This is a genomic window from Streptomyces sp. LUP30, from assembly GCF_001746365.1.
GTDB lineage: Bacteria > Actinomycetota > Actinomycetes > Streptomycetales > Streptomycetaceae > Streptomyces.
Genome location: NZ_MJAJ01000010.1, coordinates 103,509 through 121,132 on the forward strand (window position 1 = coordinate 103,509; position 17,624 = coordinate 121,132).

Genomic DNA, 17,624 nt, shown 5'->3' on the forward strand with positions numbered 1-17,624 from the left:
CCCGGCGGGATCGGGGACGGCGACGGGTCCGGGGCCGGTACGGGCTGCGGAGGCGTCGGTCCCGGTCCGGGCGGCTGGGGGCCGGGCGGTTGCGGCTCGGGCGTGGGCGGACTCGGGAACGGATCCGGTGGGACCGGGTCCGGGCCGGGCGTCGGTCCGGGCGGGACGGGGGCGGGGTACGGGTCGGTCATCGTGTCCTCCGGCCGCTTGCGGGGCTTGGCTCTGAACTACTCCCCCGCGTACCCGGGGTCGCCGCACACACTCACCCGGACGGCTCGCCCGGCCCCTCGCCCCCTCGGACGGACGTCAGAACCGGCCCGGGTGCGCCCGCAGCCAGGCCTTGGCGGCGCTCAGCAGCGCGGGGTCCGCGGCGGGTGCCTCGTCCGGGTGGCGCTCGGCCCACTTCACGACGTAGGGGCACAGCGGCGCCACCGGCACGCCCTCGCGTGCGGACTGGGCGTACAGCTCGCGCGCCAGCGACCCCGCGATGCCCTTGCCCTCGTGGGCGGGCTCGACGATCGTGTGCACCGGGACCAGCGCGGGCGCGGGCGACTCCAGGACGAAGTACTCGATGCGGCCCACGACTTCGCCGCCGTCACCGAGGGCTTCGAGGCGGCCGGCCGCCCGGTCGTCGCGGATCTCGATGTCGCTCATGGGCTCTCCCGGTGCGATGGGTGCGGACGGTACGCGGGCTGCGCCGCTCAGACCGACACCGCGTGCGGACTGCGTTCCTGGTCGGAGCCCGGAACCGGCGCCGAGGGGTCTGCTCCCAGGGCCACGATCCGGTTGTCGCGGTCCACGTGCACGACCTGCGGCTCCAGCGCCCGCGCCTCGGCGTCGGTCACCTGAGCGTAACTGATGATGATCACCAGATCGCCGGGATGCACGAGATGGGCGGCGGCCCCGTTGATGCCGACGACGCCCGAGCCGCGCTCGCCCTCGATGACGTACGTCTCCAGACGGGCCCCGTTGGTGATGTCGACGATGTGCACGAGCTCACCCGGCAGCAGATCGGCGGCGTCCAAGAGGTCGGCGTCGATGGTCACCGATCCCACGTAGTGCAGGTCGGCCTGGGTGACGGTGGCACGGTGGATCTTGGACTTGAACATGGTGCGCAGCACTTTGGACTCCTAGAGGACGGCTCCCCGCCGGCTTTCTGCAGGTCAGGGGCGTCGTCCACTGTACATCGAGAGGTCTTCCACTCGAAGGCTTTCCCGAACATCGTGCGCTGGGCACCGACTCGCGGACGACGGCGACGCCTCCCTCAGGGACGGTGGGGACGTGGGCGAGGTTGAAGCCGTCGAACCTCGGCGCCTCCGTGGGAGCGGGGCACGACGCTGCCAAGGAGCCCGGAGTCGAACACCTGGGCCCGTTCTGTGCGCGGCAGGACGGGCTCAGCGTCGCGCGAGGCAGCCCTCACCGACGAACTCGGCGGTCGGCTCAGCGGCCACGGCGACCGCCTCGGCATCGCCGGCGATCGCATGGGTCATCGCGCGCTCCCGGCACCCGCGAAGGGGACCTGGGCGGCGGGGGTCGCCTGCTGCCCGTACGGGTGTCGCCACAGGCCCTGCGCCTGAAGCTTCGGCAGCACGCCCTCGCCGAACCAGTACGCCTCCTCCAGATGCGGATACCCGGAGAAGATGAACTCCTCGACGCCCAGGGCCGCGTACTCCTTGATCCGTTCGGCGACCTCCTCGTGGCTGCCGACCAGAGCTGTGCCCGCTCCGCCGCGTACCAGCCCGATACCGGCCCACAGGTTGGGATGGATCTCCAGCCCGTCGCGAGTTCCGCCGCTGTGCAGGGCGAGCATGCGCTGCTGCCCTTCGGACTCGCTGCGGGCGAGCCCGGCCTGCACCGACTTGACCGTCTCCGGATCGAAACCGTCCAGGAGCCGGTTCGCCTCGGCCCAGGCCTGCTCGGAGGTGTCGCGGGTGATGACGTGCAACCGGATCCCGAAGCGGACGCTGCGCCCCTCCTGCGCGGCCAGCTTCCTGATCCAGGCGATCTTCCCGGCGACGGCGGTGGGCGGCTCGCCCCAGGTGAGGTAGACGTCGACATGCCTGGCGGCGACTTCCCCGGCGATCGGCGAGGAGCCCCCGAAGTACACCTGGGGCACCGGGTCGGGCAGCCGGGCGAGCCTGGCGTCCTCGACCTGGAGGTACTCGCCGGACAGGCCGACGGTCTTGCCCTCCCACAACCCCCGGACGATCTCCAGGAACTCGCCGGTACGGCGATACCGCGCCTCCTTGTCCAGGAAATCCCCGTAGGCCCGCTGCTCGTGGCTCTCGCCGCCGGTGACGACGTTGAGCAGAAGTCGTCCGCCGGTCTGTCGCTGGAAGGTGGCGGCCATCTGCGCCGCGAGGGTCGGCGAGACGAATCCGGGGCGGAAGGCGACGAGGAACTTCAGACGCTCGGTGTTCTGGCTGACCATGGCGGTGGTCAGCCACGCGTCCTCGCACCACGCGCCGGTCGGGGTGAGCGCGCCGACGAAGCCGAGGTCCTCGGCCGCGCGGGCGATCTGGCTCAGGTAGGCGACCGTCGGCGGCCGGTCGCGGCCGGACTCCGTGGCGGGCGTGCCGTGGCCGCCGCCGACGACGTGCCGGCTGTCGCCGTTCGTGGGCAGGAACCAGTGGAAGGTGAGGGACACGAGGGGGCTCCGTTCGGTGTTCGTCGGCGTCGTCAGTGTTCTTCGGCGTTGTCGGCGTTGTCGGCGTTCGTCAGAGGAGGGGCCTGGCGGGGCGGTTCGGTGCCGTTGAGTAGACGCAGAGCCGCTTGCGGGCGACGTCCGCTCGGCGATCTGCATCACGGCTGCCTGTCAGAACGGTGCGGAAGCCGCGGTCGGTGGGGGCTCTCGAGCGTCAGCCCGACTGGAAGGAGTGACCCCGTCGGCGCCATTCCTCCGCGAGCAGTTCGTACGAACGGACCCGGTCCGTGTGGTCGTGGGTGATCGTCGTGATGAGCAGCTCGTCCGCGCCCGTGGCCTCCTGCAGCTGTTCCAACCGGTCGGCCACCAGGCCCGGTGAGCCGACGAACCGGGTGTCGAGGCGGTCCCGGACGAGGGCCCGGTCCTCGTCGGTCCATGGGTGGGCGCGCGCTTCCTCCGGCGTCGGGTACTCGATGGCGCCCTCGGCGGTGCGGATGCTGCGGACCCACGGCCCGTAGCCCGCGGCGAGTGCGCGGGCGGTGGCGTCGTCCTCGGCGACGACGACGTCCGCCGAGACACCGACGTACGGCTTGTCGAGGAACTCGGAAGGCTGGAAGAAGGACCGGTAACCCTCCACCGCATCCAGGACCGTGGCCGGGCTGACGTGGTAGTTCGCCGCGAACCGCAGACCGTTGCGGCCCGCGACGGCGGCGCTCTGACCGCCACTGCTGCCCAGGATCCACACCTGCACGTCGGCGCCCTCCCCCGGCACCACGTGCGCCTCGACGCCCTCCGGGGAGCGGTAGGTGCCGGCGAACAGGGCGAGGATGTCGTCGATCTGCTCCGCGTAGTCCTGTGACTCGGCGCCCGGCAGGAGAAGCAGCCTCCGCTGCAGCGCGATGCGGGGTGACCCGAGCAGATGCTCGAAGGAGAAGCGGGGCGGGATCAACAGGCCGTTCGGGGTGCGGCCGTCGACGACCGGGGTCGCCGTCGGCAACGGTGCGGCCGGCCGTCCCGGCGGGCGGCCGCCCGAGCGTCCCAGGCCCAGATCGAAGCGCCCCGGGTGCAGCGCGTCGAGCAGACCGAACTCCTCCACCGTGGACAGCGCGGTGCGGTGCCCGAGCTGCACGGCCCCGGAACCGAGCCTGATGGTGGAGGTGGCGGATGCGGTCAGGGCCAGGACGACGGCGGGTGACGTGCCGGCCACGCCGGGATTGAGGTGGTGCTCGGCGAACCAGTAGCGGGCATATCCGAAGCGCTCGGCCTGCTGGGCGAGGTCGATGGAGTTGCGCAGGGCATCGGCTGCCGTCGAGCCGGAGGGGATCGGGACCAGGTCGAGGACGCCGAGGGCAATATCAGACATGGACGGACTCCTGGGTGAGCGGTGGGGCCGCAAGCACAGGTCCCCATACGAACGGCGGGTCCGGGATCTCGCGGCGCAGCACGGGGGCGTAGGCGCGGACCGGGTCGAGCAGGCCGAGGGTCGTCACGGCGGTGAAGAGCCTGATCCGCCTGGTCAGGGCGGCCACATGGCCGAGTACGACGGTCGGTGAGGAGGAGATGAACGGCCGCTCGTGGCGCTCCCCCACGCCGAAGCCGTCGAAGCCCGGCTCCTCCGCGAGCAGCGCGAGGGTGACGGCGAGGAATGTCACGACGCCATCGGCGGCTCGGCCCGTACGTCGTCGGGGTGGGCGAGGCCGAGGTGGTGGCGGAGGGTGGGGCCCTCGTAGTCGGTGCGGAAGACGCCCTGTTCCTGGAGGAGCGGGACGACCTTGTCGGCGAATTCGTCCAAGCCGGTGGGGGTGAGGTGCGGGACGAGGATGAAGCCGTCACTCGCGTCCGCCTGGACGTACTCGTTGATGGTGCGGGCGACGGTCGACGGGGACCCGATGAAGTTCTGCCGGTTGCCGGTGTTGATGACCAGGTCGCGGATCGACCAGTTGTTGGCCGCGGCCAGCTCGCGCCACTCGCGGGCGGTGGCCAGCGGATCGCGGTACATGCGGACCTGGGCGCGGCCCTTGGAGATGTGGTCGTCGCTGACGTCCGGGTCGATGTCGGGGAGCGGACCGTCGGGATCGTAGGAGGACAGGTCCCGGTTCCAGACGAACTCCAGGTGTTTGAGGGCGGTGGCCCCGCTGACCTGTTGGCGTCGGACGATCCGCGCCAGTTCCTCTGCCTCGGCGTCGGTGTCCGCGAGGGCGAAGGAGGCGGCGGGCAGAATCAGCAACTGGTCATGCCTGCGGCCGTACTTGGCGAGGCGGCCCTTGACATCCGTGTAGAAGGCCTGGCCGCCCTCCAGGGTGGCGTACCGGCTGAAGATGGCGTCGGCGGAGGAGGCTGCGAACTCGCGGCCCTCCTCGGAGTCGCCGGCCTGGAAGACGACCGGGCGGCCCTGCGGAGAGCGCGGGACGTTGAACTGGCCGTGGATGTCGAAGTGTCGACCGGTATGGACGAAGGAGCCGGCCTTCGCGTCCCGCAGGAACACACCCGAGGCCTGGTCGGCAAGGATCTCGTCGCCGTGCCAGGAGTCGAACAGCTCGTTCGTGGTGGCCAGGAACTCCTTGGCGCGGGAGTAGCGCTCCGACTGGGGCAGGAAGCCGCCGCGGCGGAAGTTCTCGCCGGTGAAGGCGTCCCAGGAGGTGACCACGTTCCAGGCGGAACGGCCCCCGGAGAGGTGGTCGAGACTGGCGAACTGGCGGGCCACCTCGTACGGCTCGTTGAACGTGGAGTTGATGGTGCCGGTCAGGCCGAGACGCTCGGTGACGGCGGCGAGCGCGGCGAGGACGGTGAAGGTGTCGGGGCGGCCGACGACGTCCAAGTCGTAGATCCTCCCGCCCTGTTCGCGGAGCCTGAGTCCCTCGGCGAGGAAGAGGAAGTCGAACTTGGCGCGTTCGGCGGTCCGCGCGAAGTGCGCGAAGGAGTCGAACTCGATGTGGCTGCCGGCCTTCGGGTCGCTCCACACGGTGGTGTTGTTGACGCCCGGGAAGTGCGCGGCCAGATGGATCTGCTTCAGCGGCTTGCTGGTCATGTCGGTGCGGGTCCTTCCGGCTCAGACGGTCGCGGCGGCGTAGCGGTTGGCGGGGCGGGCGAGGCCCAGCAGGCCGCGCAGGGTGCCGGCCTCGTAGGCGGTGCGGAAGACGCCCCGGCGCTGGAGCTCGGGGACCAGGCCCCGGGTGATCGCCGGGAGGTCGTGCCCGGCGACGGCAGGACGCAGCCGGAAGCCGCTCAGTCCTGCCTCCCCCAACTCCTGCAGAAGGTCCGCGAGTTGGGCAGACGTACCGGCGAAGACGCGCGCATCACTCGTGTACGGCTCCCCCGCCAGCGCGTCGAGACGTGCGCGCCGGTCCTCGGCGGCGGCCTGCCCGTCGTCCAGGAAGACCACCAAGTCACCGAAGACATGCAGGAGTTCACCGGCACGCCCGGCCGCCTCCTGCTCGGCCCGGATCTCGGTGACGATCGCCCGGGCGTGGTCGGTGTCGTGCGGGGTGACATAGCCGACATCGGCCTGGCGGGCCACCAGCCGGTAGGGGACGGTCTGGTGGGCGAGAGCGGTGACCAGGGGCTGTCCCTGCGGCGGGCGCGGAGTGATGGAGGGGCCCTTGACGCTGAAGTGCCGTCCCTCGAAGTCGATGTAGTGGAGCTTGTCCCGGTCGATGAAGCGGCCGGTGGCGGCGTCGCGGATCTCGGCGTCGTCCTCCCAGCTGTCCCAGAGGCGACGGACGACCTCGACGTAGTCGGCGGCCTCGTCGAAGTGCTCGGTGAGCCGCTCCTGTCCGGCCGGGCTCCGGAGCTCCGCCAGGCTGATCGGCGGGAAGGTACGGCGGCCGAAGTGGTCGGCCTCGTCCGGGCGGGCGCTGATCTGCACGCGCAGGCCGGCCCGGCCGGTGCTGACGTAGTCGAGGGTGGCGATCGCCTTGGAGATGTGGAACGGCTCCGTGTGGGTGGCGATCACGGTCGGCACCAGTCCGATGTGCCGGGTGAGGGGCGCGACGCGGGACGCGATCAGTACGGCGTCCAGGCGGCCACGGACCTGGTCCGTACGGCCGTCCGGCTCGCCGTGGTGGGCGGACTGCAGGCCGAGTCCGTCCTCGAAGGTGACGAAGTCGAGGAGGCCGCGCTCGGCCTCGGCGACCAGGTCGGCCCAGTAGGCGGCGGTGAACAGGTCCCGGGGGCGGGCGACCGGCTCACGCCAGGAGGCGGGGTGCCAGCCGGTGCCCTCAAGGGCGACGGCAAGGTGCAGGTGGGAAGAGGGAGTTGACGACACGAGGGTGCCTTCCTGGAGGTCCGTACGAGATCGCCGGCCCGCGGGAATCGGGGCGCACGGCGGCTGGGGAGACGGGTCAGGAGCTACAGAGGGAGCCGGCCACGCGCTGGAGGTCGATGTGGGGCCGGGAGTGAAGGCGGACGGCACGCAGTACCCGCGTCACGTGTCGCACCTCCGTCCGGGTGGTCCAGGCACTCGCCTTCGACAAGGACAACGGCACGGCCATGCCGTTTCTTCCAGTACGGCGGCACCGGTGTGCCGGACGAGCGAGAAGGCGGTACGACGGCGCAGGGTGAAGCCGATCGACTCGTACAGCCGGATCGCGTTCTCGTTGGCGGCCGCGGCATGCAGGAAGGGGCGTTCGCCGCGCTCCTCGATGCCGGCGGCGACAGCGCGGACCAGACGGGTGGCCAGACCCCGGCCGCGGTGGGCGGGGTCGGTGCACACGGCGCTGATCTCCGTCCAGCCCGGCGGATGCAGCCGCTCTCCGGCCAGCGCGATCAGCCGGCCCTGATGGCGGATGCCGAGATAGGCGCCCAGCTCGACGGTGCGGGGCAGGTAGGGGCCCGGCTCGGTGCGGGCGACCAGGTCCAGGATCTCGGGCACGTCGTCAGGGCCGAGCCGTACGGCCTCGGGGTCGGGCTCCGCGCGCAGGGCGGTGCCCACGAGCTGGACGCCGTGCCCAGTGCGAACGACCTCCCAGCCCGCCGCCGCCTCGGTCACGCCCCGCACCGCGGCGGTCCCGCCGGGGCCGACGAGTTCGGCGAGGTCGGCCCAGGCGCGCGGGTCGTCCTCGTCGGAGACGGCGTGGAAGGGGGCCACGTCCTGCTGGTATCGGACGGCGCGGCCGACGCCTTCGGCGAACCGGGCGTGCGGGCCGGTGAGTGCGGCCCAGGCGGGGTTGTCCAGGATGTACGACGAACTGGCGTCGAGGGCGATGACGGACATGATGTGGCGGTCTCCGGGGTGCGGCTCGGGATGTCCGGGGCACGGGGACTCCACCGCGGGGCGGCGGTGGAGCGCCCGGCAGTCGGTGGTCAGGAGTTGTCGAGCGACAGTCCGGGCGGGTTGACCTCGGACTTGGCGACGGCCTCGTCGGAGAGGCCGTAGGCCTTGAGCCACTCGGCGTACTGACCGTTCTTGATCAGGTAGTTGACGGCGTCGGCGAGCGGCTTGGCCAGGCCGCTGTCCTTCTTCGCGGTGGCCGCGATCAGGCCCTGCAGACTCGCGCCGGCGCCTGAGTAGGTCCCGGCGATGCGGGTGGCGTCGGGCGTGTTCGCGACCTGGCGGTTGTGGTACGCGAAGCCGGGGTTGGGGCCGAAGGAGGCGTCGATCTTTCCGCTGTTCAGCGCCAGGAACGTGCTGGTGCTGTCCTGGAAGTACTTGACGGTGAGCTTCTTGCCCTCCTTGGCGAGCTTCGCCTTCCACTCCAGGAGGATCTTCTCCTGGTTGGTGCCGGAGCCGACGGCGATCGTCTTGCCGACGAGGTTCTCGTAGTCGCCGTCGAAGTTCCAGGTGCTCTTCTTCGGCACGAGGAAGGCGAGGTTGTCCTGCCGGTAGGAGGCGAACTCGTACTTCTTCTTGCGTTCCTCGGTGTCGGTGATGTTGGAGAGGGCCACATCGACCTTGCCGCTGTCGATGCCGACGAACATGTTCTCCCAGGTGAAGTTCTTGATCTCCGGCGTGAGTCCGAAGACCGCGGCGATCAGACGGCCGAGATCGGGTTCGGAGCCGGTGAGGGTCTTCTGGTCGCTGCCGACGTACGCCAGCGGCGGGAATCCGGCGGGCAGCGCACCCTCGCCGATGACGAGCTTGCCGCTCTTACGGACGGCCGCCGGCAGTTCGGCGCTGATGGACTCGACCTCGGAGACCTTGATGGTGGTCTCGGTGCCGGCGCCGTTGGAGACCCGTCCGACGACGACCTCTCCGGACTTGGCAGTGTCGGTGGTGGCCGCGTCGCTGTCGCCCCCGCAGGCGGCGAGCCCGGTGGCGAGGGTGGCGACGGCAGTGGCCGCGATGACGCCTCTGCTCAGGCTGCGTCGGGTGAAGTGGCTGGGCATGGCCGTTCCTTGTCGCTGGAGGAGGGTGCGGAGGTTTTGCGTGGGGGAGTTCCGGGCGTACGGCGGTTCAGAGGACCTTGCTGAGGAAATCCCTGGTCCGCTCGTGCCGCGGCCTGTCGAGGACCTCGGAGGGCGGGCCCTGCTCGACGATCCGGCCCTCGTCGATGAAGACGACCCGGTCGGCGATCTCGCGGGCGAAGCCGATCTCGTGGGTGACGATGACGAGCGTGGTGCCGCTGGTGGCCAGGTCCTTGATGACGGCGAGGACCTCACCGACGAGTTCCGGGTCCAGGGCGGAGGTGGGTTCGTCGAAGAGGATCACGCCGGGGCGCAGCGCGAGGGCGCGGGCGATGGCGACGCGCTGCTGCTGGCCGCCGGAGAGCTGCCGGGGGTAGGCGCCGGTGCGCTCGCCGAGGCCGACCCGTTCCAGGAGTTCCTTCGCCAGTGCCTGCGCCTCGGGCTTGGTCAGCTTTCCGGTGGCGACGGGGGCCGCGGCCACGTTGTCGAGGACGGTCAGGTGCGGGAAGAGGTTGAAGTTCTGGAAGACGAAGCCGATCCGGCCGCGCTGGGCCAGGATGGCGCGCTCGCTCAGCTCCTTGAGCCGGTCGCCCTGCCGCTTCACCCCGATCGGCTCGCCGTTGATGCTGACGTGGCCGATCTCGGGCTTCTCCAGGTGGTTGACGACCCGCAGGAGCGTGGACTTCCCCGAGCCGGACGGGCCGAGGACGACGGTGACCTCGCCGGGGCGGATGGTCAGGTCGATGCCGTCGAGGACGCGATGGGTGCCGTACCACTTGTGGACGTCGTGTATCTCCAGGGCGGCGGGGACCGTCTCCAGGATGTCGGTGCTGCTCATACCGCGGCCTCCCGGCGGACACGGGCACGCAGGTCGGTGAGGCCGGCCCGGAGCTTCTGCAGGGGCGTCGGCGGCAGCGCGCGGGTGGCGCCGCGGGCGTAGTACCGCTCGACGTAGAACTGGATCACGGAGACGACGCTGGTCAGGATCAGGTACCAGACGGTCACCACCAGGAGCAGCGGCACGATGTCGCCGGGGTAGGTGGAGCCCATGCTCTGCGCGGTGCCGAAGAGGTCGAGCAGCGAGACGTAGAAGACCAGCGAGGTGCTCTTGATCAGGCCGATCAGCTGGTTGACGTAGTTCGGGGTGATCGACCTGAGGGCCTGCGGGAAGACGATCCTGCGGAACTGGTAGCCCTTGGGCAGGCCGAGCGCGGCGGCTGCCTCGTGCTGGCCCTGGTCCACGGAGAGAATGCCGCCGCGGACCACCTCGGCCGCGTAGGCGGCCTCGTTGAGGCTGAGGCCGATGACGGCGATCACCATGTCGGTCGCGAGTTTCGACTCGTCGAAGGAGAAGAAGGCCGGCCCGAACGGGACTCCGACGCTCAACGTCTCGTACAGGGCACTGAAGTTGTAGAGGAAGAGCAGCACCACGATGAGCGGGACCGAGCGCAGCGTCCAGACGTACGTCCAGCTGACCGCGCGCAGCACCGGACTCTTCGACAGCCGTGCCAGAGCGAGCAGGACGCCGCCGACCAGGCCCAACACGGCGCTGTAGGCGGTGACTTCGAGGGTGATCATCAGGCCGTCGAGGATGGTGGGGCGCAGGAACCAGTAGCCCCAGCGGTCCCACTGGTAGAAGGGGTTGGAGACCAGCCCGTGCACGAACTGGGCGACCAGGACCACCACGACCGCGGTGGCGATCCAGCGCCCTGGCCGCCTCAACGGCAGAACTCTCTGGGCAGTGAGGGCTTTCGGCGGTTTGTCGGCGGTCGGCGCTTCGGGAAGGGTGACGGTGGCACCAGGGGGTTCACTCATAGTGGGCTCCGGCTGGGTGGGTACACCCCGGAGGCGCGGCGGCATGCGGCGGCGCACACGACGGCGAGGTACCGGGGGCAGGGAGGGCAACGGCACACCGCGGGCGCGGTGTTCGTCAGGAAGTGCGGGGGCTGCGGGGGCTGCGGGGGCTGCGGGGAAGTGTCAGCCCCGACAGCGGGCACGGCCCGGTGCGGTACACAGTGCGCTGCTCACGCGGAGCAGGTCGACGGCCCGGTCGGCGACGAACACGTTCGCGTACGACGGCACGCAGCCCTGGGAGCGGCGTGCGGCCGTCCTCGGAGCTGCGTACATGGCGTCACCGTCTCTGTTCCGGCCCCAGGGGCCTCGCGCTTACCGAAACTTCATCGGCCGGGTCGTCACCTGGGGCACCCCACCGCGGTGGGAGGGTTGCCGGTCAGCAAGCCAGGGCTTGTCGCTGACGCTCATGACCTTTCTGGGCGGTAGTTAAGACAACGGCCCGAACATTTGTCAACGCCGGTCCAGCAGGTGGCGGGCGAGTCGGGCGGCCGGGCCCGGCGTTGTGTGACGACAAGCGACCCATCCCTCCCCAGCGCGTGGTCTGCCACGGACAACTCGTCCGTGGATAAGTACGGCCTTCATCCGGGCTGTGGTTCACGCGATGCTTGATCAGCCGAACAACAGGAATGAGGATCACATGACGCTCTGGACCCCGACTGCTGTCGGCGTCGCCGGCATCCAGGCCGGACTGCGCACATGACCCGGCGGTTGCCGCGTTCTCAACGGCGCAGCTCACAAGGCTGCCTTGCCCAGGCCCCTCTCACTGCCCGCCTTGCGTGGGTGCACCGCACCCTGGGAGTGCACAGGGCCGAGTCATGACGATGGCCTATCTGGCGCAGCCCGAGCAGCAGCAAAGACTCGAATGGCTCGACGGGGGAACGTTCTCCGTGCTGCTCGACAAGGAAGCCACCGAGGGCAAGCTGACCGTGGGCCGCTTCGAGGTCGCCAAGGGCGAAGCCCCGCCGTTCCACCTGCACACCCGCGAGGACGAGGTGTTCATGCTCATCAAGGGCACGGCCCTGGTCTGGTCGGGCGAGGAGGAACACGAACTTCGCGAAGGCGGGATCGTGTATCTGCCCCGCAACGTCCCGCACGCCTACCGCATCACCTCCGACCGCGCAGACCTCCTGATGATCGCCACACCCGGCGGCATCGAGGGCATGTTCCGTCACGCCGGACGCGACCTCACCACCCCGCGCCCCCGCGGCTTCGAGATCCCCAAGTCCCTCCTGGCGGAAGCATCCGAACTCTACGGCGGCGCCATCCTCGGCCCGCCGCGCTGAATCCGAGGACCCACGGCGCCCTCGTCGCCCTCGTTTGCCCTCGTTGAAGGATCCCGGCGGGTGGCTGAGTCCTGGCGTCGGCGGCGCGCTGATGGGCCCGCACCGCGGTGGAGTCCACCGACACGTCCCGGTCGATCCGACCCGCGGCGCCCTCGGCGCTATCTGACACATCGTCAGGCCGGTCGGGAAGCGAAAGCGCGGACAGGCGCTCTCGATAGCCTGACCATCTGCCGCATAAGTGCCCAGGTGTCCGGCCGGTCCGACGGCTTCCGACGGAAAGTGACAAGGCTGCAATGAGTGAACTGACAAAGCCCGAGGTCGACGTTCCGGAGGGCGACGCCCCTACCGAGCTGACCATCCGGGACCTGATCGTCGGTGACGGGGTTGAGGTCAAGCCGGGCATGGTGGTCAGGGTCCACTATGTCGGGGTGACTTTCGAGTCAGGGAAGGAGTTCGATGCGTCCTGGGACCGAGGCGAGCCGTTCAAGTTCGCCTTGGGCAGTGGCAAGGTCATCAGGGGCTGGGACCGCGGGGTGAGAGGGATGAACGTCGGCGGCCGGCGCGAGATCATCGTTCCTCCGCGTCTTGGATACGGCGGTCAGTCCCCCTCGCCGTTGATCCCGCCGGGTTCGACCCTGATCTTCGTGGTGGACCTGCTGGACGCGTATTCCAGCGCAACCGGGTGGAGCAGCGCCCAGCGGGGGCACTGAGTCGTCCCGGAGCGGGTGGAACGCTGGTGCTTGGGCGAAGACCAGGCGGGCTCAACGCGACTCAAGATCGATAAGTGCCGAGTGCTACGAGCTGCCGTCGTCAGGAGCGCGCGAGCCGCGCCGCGAGATAGGGCGCTGTGGCGCTGCGGCGAGCCCTCGCCACCTTGGCCGGCGGACCCGCCACGACCACCCGCCCGCCTGCGTCGCCGCCGCCCGGCCCGAGGTCGATGACCCAGTCGGCGGTGGCGATCGTGTCCAGGTCGTGCTCGACGAGGACGACCGTGTTGCCGGCGTCGACGAGCCGGTGCAGCTGTCGCAGCAGCAGCGCGATGTCCGAGGGGTGCAGCCCCGCCGTCGGCTCGTCGAGCAGGTAGAGCGCGTGCCCGCGGCGGGCTCGCTGCATCTCGGTGGCCAGTTTGATGCGTTGCGCCTCACCGCCGCTGAGTTCCGTCGCGGGCTGGCCCAGCCGCAGGTACCCCAGTCCCACCTCGCGCAACGTCTCCAGGCTGCGGGAGGCGGCCGGGACGGCGGACAGGAACTCGGCGGCGGTGTCGACGGACAGCGCCAGCACGTCCGCGATGTTCTTGCCGCGGTAGGTGACTTCCAGCGTCTCGGCGTTGTACCGGGCGCCCTCGCAGGCCGGGCACGGCGCGTAGGTGCCGGGCAGGAACAGCAGTTCCACCGCGACGAATCCTTCGCCCTGGCAGGTCTCGCACCGCCCCTCGGGCACGTTGAAGGAGAACCGGCCGGCCGAGTAGCCACGCGCCCTGGCCTCGTCCGTCGCCGCGTACAGCTTGCGCACCGCGTCGAACATCCCCGTGTACGTGGCCAGGTTGGACCGGGGAGTCCGGCCGATGGGCCGTTGGTCGACCCGGACCAGCCGGTCGAACGACTCGATCCCCGACGCGTCCTGGACGTCGACCTCCAGCTGCGCCTCGTCGGGCTCCTCGGGTACGAGTCCGAGGTGGCCGCGGACGACCTCGGCGAGCACCTGCGTCACCAGCGTCGACTTTCCGGAACCGGACACGCCCGTCACCGCCGTCAGTACGCAGAGCGGTACGTCGACGGACACGTCGTGCAGATTGTGGCGGGAGACGCCACGCAGGCGCAGCCAGCCGTGCGCTGTGCGCGGGCGGTGATCGAGCGGCCGGGCGCGCCCGAACAGATACCGGCTCGTGGCCGACTCCCCCGCCCGCTCAAGACCGGCGACCGGGCCGCTGTACAGCACGCGTCCGCCGCCCTCGCCCGCGCCGGGGCCGATGTCGACCACCCAGTCCGCCCGGCGTACGACGTCCATGTCGTGCTCCACGACGAACAGCGAGTTGCCGGCCGCCTTGAGACGGTCCAGCACGTCCAGCAGCGGTTCCGCGTCGGCCGGGTGCAGGCCCGCGGAGGGCTCGTCGAGGACGTAGACGACGCCGAACAGCCCCGAGCGCAGCTGGGTGGCGATCCGCAGGCGCTGCGCCTCGCCGGGCGACAGGGTCGTCGAGCGGCGCCCGAGGCTGAGATATCCGAGACCGAGGTCGAGCAGTACCTCGACGCGCGCGACCAGATCGCCGCAGATCCGGACAGCGACCTCGGTCGTCTCCCCGGAGCGGGCGGTCGACGTGGTGGCGTCGGCCTCGGACCGGCCCGCGACGGGCCGCAGCAACGCCACGACCTCGGCGAGCGGCATCGCGTTGATCTCGGCGATGGAACGTCCGGCGAAGGTCACGGCGAGCGCCTCGGGTCGCAGTCCGCTGCCGTGACACTCCGGGCAGGGCACACTCCTGACGAACCGGAGCGCCCGTTCGCGCATCTTCTCGCTCTTGGAGTCGGCGAGGACGTGCATGACGTGTTTGCGGGCGCTCCAGAACTTGCCCTGGTAGCCGTAGTCGACGCGGTCCTCCTCCGGCTCGATGTACACGGAGGGCTGCTCGTCCGTGTACAGCAGCCAGTCCCGGTCCTTCTTCCTGAGCCTGCGCCACGGTCGGTCGATGTCGATCCCCAGGCCGCTCACGACGCTGCGCAGGTTGGCGCCCTGCCAGGCGCCTGGCCAGGCGGCGATCGCTCCCTCGCGGATGCTCAGCGAGGGGTCCGGGACGAGCAGGTCCTCGGCGACGTCGTGCACGACGCCCAGTCCGTGGCACTCCGGGCAGGCGCCGGCCGCGGTGTTGGGTGAGAACGACTCGGCCTCCAGCCGTGTGGCCCCGGGCGGATAGGTGCCGGCGCGGGAGTACAGCATGCGCAGCAGATTGGACAGCGTGGTGAGGGTGCCGACCGTCGAGCGCGAGCTGGGCGACCCGCGTCGCTGCTGCAGGGACACGGCCGGTGGCAGTCCGGTGATTTCCTGCACGTGCGGTGCGCCGACCTGCTGCAACAGCCTTCGGGCGTACGGTGCGACGGACTCGAAGTAGCGCCGCTGGGCCTCCGCGTAGAGCGTGCCGAACGCGAGCGAGGACTTGCCCGAACCGGAGACGCCGGTGAAGGCGACCATCGCGTCCCGCGGAACGTCGACATCGATGTTCCGCAGGTTGTTCTCACCGGCGCCCCGGACATGCACGAAGGCGTCGGTCGCGTCCTTCTTCACCCTTCCTGATTACCTGATGCCGCCGGAAACCGCGCGACAGGCGTCGTCACCGAGCATGCTCAGACGAGCGGGACGACGCCTCGGCGTTCGAGCACCTGGACCGGGTGCCAGGGGGGCTCCTTCGAGGGGCGGGCGAGACCTCGGATGCGGCGCCTGGCAGGAGGCGTACGACCGGGCGGGACAGGAACCGGTCCGCCCCAGGGGTCCGACGTCGCAGGATGGCTTCGTCGCCTCACAGGTCGTCGCCGGGCGGCGGCCGACCCGGCACTCTCACTCGCTGTCGGGCTCCATCGACACCACGACCTTGCCGGCCTTGGTGCGGCCCTGCTCGACGTACGCCATCGCCTCCAGCGTCCGGTCGAACGGGAAGGTCCGGTCGATGACCGGGCGGAGCTTCCCACTGTCGTAGAGAGCGGCGAGCGTGCGCAGTTGTGAGCCGTTGGCCTGCATGAACAAGAACCGGTAGCGGACGCCCAGCGACTTGGCCTGCTTGCGGACCTTGCGACTGAGGATGTTCATGATCAAGCCCATGAACGAGGGGGCGCCGAGCTGCTCGGCGAACCCGGCGTCCGGCGGACCGACGACACTGACGGCCAGGCCGCCGGGCTTCAGCACGGTCAACGACTTCTCCAGGTTCGCTCCGCCCACGGAGTCCAGCACCAGGTCGTAGCCGGACAGCACCTTCGAGAAGTCCTCCCTGGTGTAGTCGACGACCACGTCGGCGCCGAGGTCCCTCACCAACTTCTCGGAATCCGTGCCGGCGGTCGTCGCCACGGTGGCGCCGAGGTGCTTGGCGAGTTGGATGGCCGTGGATCCGAGGCCGCCGGCACCGGCGTGGATGAGCACTTTCTGGCCCGGCTTCACCGCGGCGCGGTCGACGAGAACCTGCCAGGCGGCCAGGGCCACCAGCGGCACCGCGGCCGCCTCCTGAAGGGTGAGCGAGGCCGGTTTGGGCGCGACGTCGCCCTGGTCGATCGCGATGAACTCCGCGAAGCCTCCGATCCGCAGGTCGCGCGGACGGGCGTAGACCTCGTCGCCGACCTCGAAGCCGCGGACGGCGGAGCCGACCCGTGTCACGACCCCGCCACGTCGTGGCCGAGCACGAACGGAGCCTTGTACTTCAGGAGCTGCTTGAACTCCCCGTTGCGGACCATCTTGTCCAGCGGGTTGACACTGGTGGCGCTCACTTTGACCAGCACGTCACGGTCCCCGACGGTGGGCTCGGGCACCTCTGCGGCGCGTGCGCCGTCCTTGCCGTACTTCTCGACGACGAATGCCTTCATGTCAGTCAGCTTTCTACGTGATCTTCTTCGGGCTCGGTCCCCTTCGGACACTCGCCCCGCGCCCAGGGATGAAGGAGTGCTGCCCTTCAGGCATGGCGTGGACTTCGGAGGTGACCTTGAAGTCCGCGAGTCGGTGGCCGAGGGCGGCACCGTCGTCGGCGAGGACCTCCGCGCACTCGTGCGTCTGCCGGCTGACTGCCATGGTGACGCTCCTTGCGAGGGGTCCGCGCCCGTGTTCGGTGCGCGGCGAGGTCGGCGTGTCGGTGATGACGCTACGGGCTGAGTATGGAAAAGTAAACTCAGGTGCGGTTAGTATCACCCCATGGACGCATTGAGCGAAGCACCGGCAGACACCGGCTCGGACCCCCGACTCGACCGGGACACGTCGAACTGCTCGATCGCCCGGACCCTGGAGATCGTGGGCGAGAAGTGGACGATCCTGATCCTGCGCGAGGTCTGGTACGGCTCGTCCCGCTTCAGTGACTTCGAACGCGTCCTGGGCTGTCCCCGCAACCTCCTCGCCACCCGGCTTCGCATGCTCGTGGAGGAAGGGATCCTGGCCACCGAGACCTACAAGGAACCCGGTTCGCGCAGCCGGCCCAAATACGTGATCACACCCAAGGGCATGGACCTGGTGCCCGCCGTGATGGGGCTCCTGCAGTGGGGCGACCGCTACCGCGCAGACCCGGAAGGACCGGCCATGCTGACCCGACACCGCGGATGCGGCGCCCACGTCCACGCCCAGATCCGCTGCTCGGAAGGCCACCCCGTCCCGGCCGACGACCTCGAAAGCGTCCCCGGCCCCGGGTTCCGCATGAAACAGGCGCAGTGAGATCTTTTCCATGCGCCGGCGGCGCGGACAGGACCGCGTCCCGAGGGCTGTGCGCGGCGAGGTCCCCGGTGGACCAGGGGAAGGCCTGGCATCCCGCCCCGGCCGCC

At 70.3% G+C, this 17,624-nt stretch carries 17 protein-coding genes, 2 pseudogenes and 1 riboswitch; of the genes and pseudogenes, 3 read left to right on the forward strand and 16 right to left on the reverse strand.

Annotation, left to right across the window (positions count from 1 at the left end; translation table 11 throughout):
- Window positions 1–306: 306 nt before the first annotated feature.
- From BG482_RS11675 to BG482_RS43870, 13 genes and pseudogenes are all read right to left on the reverse strand, one after another.
- Window positions 307–654: a GNAT family N-acetyltransferase gene (locus BG482_RS11675; RefSeq protein WP_069768895.1), complete on the reverse strand. Its 348-nt coding sequence runs from the start codon at window positions 652–654 to the stop codon at window positions 307–309.
- A 47-nt stretch (window positions 655–701) separates the two neighbouring features.
- Window positions 702–1,121 carry an aspartate 1-decarboxylase gene (panD, locus tag BG482_RS11680; RefSeq protein WP_069768896.1) on the reverse strand — a complete coding sequence of 140 codons (420 nt, stop codon included), beginning with the start codon at window positions 1,119–1,121 and terminating at the stop codon, window positions 702–704.
- A gap of 365 nt (window positions 1,122–1,486) precedes the next feature.
- Entirely contained in the window at window positions 1,487–2,647 is a 1,161-nt protein-coding gene (locus tag BG482_RS11685; RefSeq protein ID WP_069768897.1) for an LLM class flavin-dependent oxidoreductase, read from the reverse strand.
- Between the two features lie 211 nt (window positions 2,648–2,858).
- Window positions 2,859–4,007 carry an LLM class flavin-dependent oxidoreductase gene (locus tag BG482_RS11690; RefSeq protein WP_069768898.1) on the reverse strand — a complete coding sequence of 383 codons (1,149 nt, stop codon included), beginning with the start codon at window positions 4,005–4,007 and terminating at the stop codon, window positions 2,859–2,861.
- Window positions 4,008–4,095: 88 nt separating this feature from the next.
- Window positions 4,096–4,272 (reverse strand): annotated as a pseudogene (locus tag BG482_RS40835) (LLM class flavin-dependent oxidoreductase); the annotation flags it as partial.
- A gap of 20 nt (window positions 4,273–4,292) precedes the next feature.
- Entirely contained in the window at window positions 4,293–5,672 is a 1,380-nt protein-coding gene (locus BG482_RS11700; protein ID WP_069768900.1) for an NtaA/DmoA family FMN-dependent monooxygenase, read from the reverse strand.
- Window positions 5,673–5,693: 21 nt separating this feature from the next.
- Complete coding sequence (locus BG482_RS11705) at window positions 5,694–6,908, reverse strand: LLM class flavin-dependent oxidoreductase (protein WP_069768901.1); 1,215 nt, start codon at window positions 6,906–6,908, stop codon at window positions 5,694–5,696.
- 76 nt (window positions 6,909–6,984) lie between these two features.
- Window positions 6,985–7,134, reverse strand: a complete 150-nt coding sequence (locus BG482_RS46100; protein WP_370745775.1) for a putative leader peptide — start codon at window positions 7,132–7,134, stop codon at window positions 6,985–6,987.
- Window positions 7,068–7,856, reverse strand: coding sequence for a GNAT family N-acetyltransferase (locus tag BG482_RS11710; RefSeq protein ID WP_069768902.1), 789 nt, complete (start codon window positions 7,854–7,856; stop codon window positions 7,068–7,070). The genes BG482_RS46100 and BG482_RS11710 overlap by 67 nt, the downstream gene beginning before the upstream one ends.
- Before the next feature lie 89 nt (window positions 7,857–7,945).
- Window positions 7,946–8,968 carry an ABC transporter substrate-binding protein gene (locus tag BG482_RS11715; RefSeq protein ID WP_069768903.1) on the reverse strand — a complete coding sequence of 341 codons (1,023 nt, stop codon included), beginning with the start codon at window positions 8,966–8,968 and terminating at the stop codon, window positions 7,946–7,948.
- 67 nt (window positions 8,969–9,035) lie between these two features.
- Window positions 9,036–9,824 carry an amino acid ABC transporter ATP-binding protein gene (locus BG482_RS11720; protein ID WP_069768904.1) on the reverse strand — a complete coding sequence of 263 codons (789 nt, stop codon included), beginning with the start codon at window positions 9,822–9,824 and terminating at the stop codon, window positions 9,036–9,038.
- Window positions 9,821–10,801, reverse strand: coding sequence for an amino acid ABC transporter permease (locus BG482_RS11725; protein ID WP_069768905.1), 981 nt, complete (start codon window positions 10,799–10,801; stop codon window positions 9,821–9,823). The genes BG482_RS11720 and BG482_RS11725 overlap by 4 nt, the downstream gene beginning before the upstream one ends.
- Window positions 10,802–10,963: 162 nt before the next feature.
- Window positions 10,964–11,113: a hypothetical protein gene (locus BG482_RS43870; protein WP_176741355.1), complete on the reverse strand. Its 150-nt coding sequence runs from the start codon at window positions 11,111–11,113 to the stop codon at window positions 10,964–10,966.
- Window positions 11,114–11,143: 30 nt separating this feature from the next.
- Window positions 11,144–11,252, reverse strand: a riboswitch (SAM riboswitch).
- 403 nt (window positions 11,253–11,655) lie between these two features.
- Between BG482_RS43870 and BG482_RS11730 the strand changes: the two genes are divergently transcribed.
- Together BG482_RS11730 and BG482_RS11735 are read left to right on the forward strand one after the other, a co-directional pair.
- Window positions 11,656–12,123 (forward strand): cupin domain-containing protein, encoded by a 468-nt coding sequence (locus tag BG482_RS11730; protein ID WP_069768906.1) that lies wholly within the window; start codon window positions 11,656–11,658, stop codon window positions 12,121–12,123.
- Window positions 12,124–12,416: 293 nt separating this feature from the next.
- The gene (locus tag BG482_RS11735; RefSeq protein ID WP_069768907.1) at window positions 12,417–12,833 is read left to right on the forward strand and encodes an FKBP-type peptidyl-prolyl cis-trans isomerase; all 417 of its coding nucleotides are present in this window, start codon (window positions 12,417–12,419) and stop codon (window positions 12,831–12,833) included.
- A gap of 100 nt (window positions 12,834–12,933) precedes the next feature.
- Here the strand turns inward: BG482_RS11735 and uvrA are convergent, their stop codons facing one another.
- The 3 genes and pseudogenes from uvrA to BG482_RS42515 form a co-directional block, all read right to left on the reverse strand.
- Window positions 12,934–15,402 carry an excinuclease ABC subunit UvrA gene (gene uvrA / locus BG482_RS11740; RefSeq protein WP_069768908.1) on the reverse strand — a complete coding sequence of 823 codons (2,469 nt, stop codon included), beginning with the start codon at window positions 15,400–15,402 and terminating at the stop codon, window positions 12,934–12,936.
- A 270-nt stretch (window positions 15,403–15,672) separates the two neighbouring features.
- A pseudogene (locus tag BG482_RS11745) lies at window positions 15,673–16,685 on the reverse strand (NADP-dependent oxidoreductase).
- A gap of 13 nt (window positions 16,686–16,698) precedes the next feature.
- Window positions 16,699–16,887, reverse strand: a complete 189-nt coding sequence (locus tag BG482_RS42515) for a hypothetical protein (protein WP_069768909.1) — start codon at window positions 16,885–16,887, stop codon at window positions 16,699–16,701.
- A gap of 120 nt (window positions 16,888–17,007) precedes the next feature.
- On the opposite strand from BG482_RS42515, the gene BG482_RS11755 reads away from it, so the two are divergent.
- Complete coding sequence (locus tag BG482_RS11755) at window positions 17,008–17,517, forward strand: helix-turn-helix domain-containing protein (protein ID WP_069768910.1); 510 nt, start codon at window positions 17,008–17,010, stop codon at window positions 17,515–17,517.
- The last annotated feature ends 107 nt before the right edge of the window (window positions 17,518–17,624 follow it).

What these genes read in the sequence shown, in the direction of transcription:
- BG482_RS11675 (WP_069768895.1), bottom strand. Translation starts at nt 654, where the DNA reads ATGAGCGACATCGAGATCCGCGACGACCGGGCGGCCGGCCGCCTCGAA.
- BG482_RS11690 (WP_069768898.1), bottom strand. Translation starts at nt 4,007, where the DNA reads ATGTCTGATATTGCCCTCGGCGTCCTCGACCTGGTCCCGATCCCCTCC.
- BG482_RS11700 (WP_069768900.1), bottom strand. Translation starts at nt 5,672, where the DNA reads ATGACCAGCAAGCCGCTGAAGCAGATCCATCTGGCCGCGCACTTCCCG.
- BG482_RS46100 (WP_370745775.1), bottom strand. Translation starts at nt 7,134, where the DNA reads ATGGCCGTGCCGTTGTCCTTGTCGAAGGCGAGTGCCTGGACCACCCGG.
- BG482_RS11710 (WP_069768902.1), bottom strand. Translation starts at nt 7,856, where the DNA reads ATGTCCGTCATCGCCCTCGACGCCAGTTCGTCGTACATCCTGGACAAC.
- BG482_RS11715 (WP_069768903.1), bottom strand. Translation starts at nt 8,968, where the DNA reads ATGCCCAGCCACTTCACCCGACGCAGCCTGAGCAGAGGCGTCATCGCG.
- BG482_RS11720 (WP_069768904.1), bottom strand. Translation starts at nt 9,824, where the DNA reads ATGAGCAGCACCGACATCCTGGAGACGGTCCCCGCCGCCCTGGAGATA.
- BG482_RS11725 (WP_069768905.1), bottom strand. Translation starts at nt 10,801, where the DNA reads ATGAGTGAACCCCCTGGTGCCACCGTCACCCTTCCCGAAGCGCCGACC.
- BG482_RS43870 (WP_176741355.1), bottom strand. Translation starts at nt 11,113, where the DNA reads ATGTACGCAGCTCCGAGGACGGCCGCACGCCGCTCCCAGGGCTGCGTG.
- BG482_RS11730 (WP_069768906.1), top strand. Translation starts at nt 11,656, where the DNA reads ATGACGATGGCCTATCTGGCGCAGCCCGAGCAGCAGCAAAGACTCGAA.
- BG482_RS11735 (WP_069768907.1), top strand. Translation starts at nt 12,417, where the DNA reads ATGAGTGAACTGACAAAGCCCGAGGTCGACGTTCCGGAGGGCGACGCC.
- BG482_RS42515 (WP_069768909.1), bottom strand. Translation starts at nt 16,887, where the DNA reads ATGGCAGTCAGCCGGCAGACGCACGAGTGCGCGGAGGTCCTCGCCGAC.
- BG482_RS11755 (WP_069768910.1), top strand. Translation starts at nt 17,008, where the DNA reads ATGGACGCATTGAGCGAAGCACCGGCAGACACCGGCTCGGACCCCCGA.